This window comes from Micrococcus sp. LASM2_SD2 (genome assembly GCF_057364565.1).
This window is the reverse complement of the sequence record NZ_JBNFOB010000239.1, coordinates 1-3,356: the sequence shown is the minus strand read 5'-3', so window position 1 is coordinate 3,356 and position 3,356 is coordinate 1. Positions and strand designations below refer to the sequence as shown.

At 69.7% G+C, this 3,356-nt stretch carries 3 protein-coding genes and 1 pseudogene; all 4 read left to right on the top strand.

Annotation, left to right across the window (positions count from 1 at the left end; genetic code table 11):
* Positions 1–349: pseudogene (locus AC2W7A_RS10650) on the top strand (hypothetical protein); the annotation flags it as partial.
* A gap of 36 nt (positions 350–385) precedes the next feature.
* A complete protein-coding gene (gene fdxA, locus AC2W7A_RS10645) occupies positions 386–712 on the top strand; it encodes a ferredoxin (protein ID WP_485991329.1) in 327 nt (108 codons plus the stop codon).
* A 4-nt stretch (positions 713–716) separates the two neighbouring features.
* Positions 717–1,883: a succinyldiaminopimelate transaminase gene (dapC, locus tag AC2W7A_RS10640; RefSeq protein ID WP_485991328.1), complete on the top strand. Its 1,167-nt coding sequence runs from the start codon at positions 717–719 to the stop codon at positions 1,881–1,883.
* Positions 1,884–1,990: 107 nt separating this feature from the next.
* The gene (locus tag AC2W7A_RS10635) at positions 1,991–3,271 is read left to right on the top strand and encodes a citrate synthase (RefSeq protein WP_485991327.1); all 1,281 of its coding nucleotides are present in this window, start codon (positions 1,991–1,993) and stop codon (positions 3,269–3,271) included.
* Positions 3,272–3,356: the final 85 nt, after the last annotated feature.

The window sequence follows — 3,356 nt, the reverse complement described above, 5'->3', positions numbered from 1 at the left end:
GGCCGGGACCTGGCCGCTGCCGTGGGGTGCCGTCCTGGCCCTGGTGCTCGTCGGCTCCACGCAGCTGTGGTGGAGCCGCCGGGCCCGCTCGACGGTGGCGGGGGGACTGCTGGGCGCGGTGGCGTTCACGGCCGCCTGGGCCCTGCAGCTGCTGCCGGGCGACGACGACCTCGGACTGCCGTGGCAGACGAACCTGTTCTCCGTGATGCCCGGGGCCATGGCGGCCTCCGGGCTGTGGCTGTTGGGACTGCCGCTCGTGGTGGTGGCGGTGCAGCTGGCCTCGGCGCGGGAGCAGCGCCGCAGGCCGCGTGCCGTGGCCTTGCGCAGAGTAGGCTGGGAAGCCGAGTAGACAAGACCGTGCCTGAAAGAAGGTGAAGGGTCGGCCATGACCTATGTGATTGCCCTGCCGTGCGTGGACGTCAAGGACAAGGCGTGCATCGAGGAGTGCCCCGTGGACTGCATCTACGAGGGAGAGCGCTCCCTGTACATCCACCCGGACGAGTGCGTGGACTGCGGCGCCTGCGAGCCGGTGTGCCCGGTGGAGGCCATCTACTACGAGGACGACACCCCTGAGGAGTGGGCCGAGTACTACAAGGCCAACGTCGAGTTCTTCGACGACCTGGGCTCTCCGGGCGGCGCCGCGAAGATGGGCGTGATCCCCAAGGACCACCCGATCATCTCCGCGCTGCCTCCGCAGAACCAGGACGCCTGAGCGCATGCGCACCCTCCCGGACTACCCGTGGGACACGCTCACCCCGTACCGTGAGCGCGCCGCGCAGCACCCCGGCGGCACGGTGGACCTGTCCATCGGCACCCCGGTGGACCCCACCCCGCCGCTGATCCGGGACGCGCTCGCCGAGGCCGCCGACGCGCACGGCTATCCGACCACCCACGGGACCTCCGAGCTGCGTGAGGCGATCGTCGCCTGGTATGCCCGTCGCCGAGGCGTGGCGGGCCTGGACCCGCAGGCGGTGCTGCCCACGGTGGGATCCAAGGAGTTCATCGCCTGGCTGCCCACGCTGCTCGGGCTGGGGGAGGGAGACGTCGTCGTCCGTCCCACCGTGGCGTACCCGACCTATGACATCGGCGCCCTGCTCTGCGGAGCCGAGGCCGTGGCCGCGGACGACCTTGAGGACCTCGCCGAGTCCGTCCGCTCCCGCGTGAGGCTGGTCTGGACGAACTCCCCGGCGAACCCGACCGGTGCCGTCCTGGACACCGCCGCCCTGAGGCGGATCGTGGACCAGGGCCGTGCGCTCGGCGCGATCGTCTGCGGGGACGAGTGCTACGGCGAGCTCGGCTGGGACCGCTGGGACGGGGCCGAGCACGGCGGCGCGGGGGAGCGGGTGCCCTGCCTCCTGGACCCGGCCGTCTCCGGCGGCGACCTCACCGGGCTGATCAGCGTCTACTCGCTGTCCAAGCAGTCCAACCTCGCCGGCTACCGCGCCGCGTTCGCCGTGGGCGACCCGCAGCTGATCGCCACCCTCGTGAACACCCGCAAGCATGCGGGGATGATCGTGCCCGGACCGGTCCAGCACGCCATGGCCGTGGCCCTGGGGGACGACGGGCACGTCGCGGAGCAGAAGGCCCGCTACCGCCGTCGCCGGGAGGTCCTCCTGCCGGCGCTCCGGAACGCCGGGTACACGGTTGATGCCTCGGAGGCCGGCCTGTACCTCTGGACCCGCCGGGCCGAGACGGACCCGGCCACGGCCACGGCGGACGACTCCTGGTCGCTGCTCGGAGAGCTCGCGGACCTCGGCATCGTCGCCGGTCCGGGCGTCTTCTACGGGGAGGCCGGGAACGGCTATGTGCGCGTCGCGCTGACGGCCCCGTGCGACGCCGTGGAGGAGGCCGCACGGCGGTTGGATTCCATCGCCCGCGGCTGACTTGGTAGGTTAGAACACAGTCGGCACGCGTGCGACGAGTCATCCCGACGCCCGGCAGACACAGAGAACAGTGCAGGCGTCACCACAGAAGATGAGGAAGTGCACCCGTGACTGAGAACGCCTCCGCCCGACTCACCGTCGGCGAGAAGACGCTGGACCTGCCCGTCGAGAAGTCCACCGTGGGCACTGAGGCCGTGAGCATCGCGCCGCTGCTGAAGGAGACCGGCAAGGTCACCTACGACCCGGGCTTCATGAACACGGCCAACACCAAGTCCGCCATCACCTTCATCGACGGCGACGAGGGCATCCTGCGCTACCGCGGCTACGCGATCGAGGACCTGGCCGAGAACTCCTCGTTCATGGACGTGGCCTACCTGCTCATCAACGGCGAGCTGCCGACCGCGGAGGAGTCCGAGGCGTGGGAGACCAACATCCTGCGCCACAACATGGTGCACGAGGACATCAAGTCCTTCTTCTCCGGCTTCCCGCGCGATGCGCACCCGATGCCGGTGCTGTCCTCCGCCGTGTCCGCGCTGTCCACCTTCTACCCGGACTCCCTGGACCCGTTCGACGAGGACCAGGTGCACATCTCCACCGTGCGCCTGCTCGCCAAGCTCCCGGTCCTGGCCTCCTACGCCTTCAAGAAGTCGCTGGGCCAGCCGATGATGTACCCGCGCAACGAGCTCAACTACGTCGAGAACTTCATGCGCCTCTGCTTCGGCGTCCCCGCCGAGGAGTACGAGATCGACCCGGACATGGTCAAGGCCCTGGACCTGCTGCTCATGCTGCACGCGGACCACGAGCAGAACTGCTCCACCTCCACGGTGCGCCTGGTCGGGTCCGCCCACGCCAACATGTTCGCCTCCGTCTCCGCGGGCATCAACGCCCTCTACGGCCCGCTGCACGGCGGCGCCAACGAGGCCGTCCTGAACATGCTCCGCACCATCCAGGCCGAGGGCATGAAGCCCGAGGTCTTCATGGAGAAGGTGAAGAACAAGGAGGACGGCGTCAAGCTGATGGGCTTCGGCCACCGCGTGTACAAGAACTACGACCCGCGCGCCAAGATCATCAAGAAGACCGCCGCGGACATCCTCGCCAAGCTGGGCGGGAACGACGAGCTGCTGGAGATCGCCCAGCGCCTGGAGGAGAAGGCCCTCGCTGACGACTACTTCGTGGAGCGCAGGCTGTACCCGAACGTGGACTTCTACACCGGCGTCATCTACAAGGCCATGGGTTTCCCGGAGAAGATGTTCACCGTCCTCTTCGCCCTCGGCCGCCTGCCGGGCTGGATCGCCCAGTGGCGCGAGATGATCGAGGACCCGGCCACCAAGATCGGCCGTCCGCGCCAGGTCTACACCGGCCATGACCTGCGCTCCATGAAGGGCTGACCCTCCGGGCCTGCCGGGCCCCCTGCGCGTCTGCGGTGCCGAGTGCGGCGCTCACCGCGACGCCGCGCGGCCCGGCCGCGCCGGG

Bases quoted from the DNA above. Each gene is read 5' to 3' on its own strand.
- fdxA (WP_485991329.1), top strand. From the start codon at position 386: ATGACCTATGTGATTGCCCTGCCGTGCGTGGACGTCAAGGACAAGGCG.
- dapC (WP_485991328.1), top strand. From the start codon at position 717: ATGCGCACCCTCCCGGACTACCCGTGGGACACGCTCACCCCGTACCGT.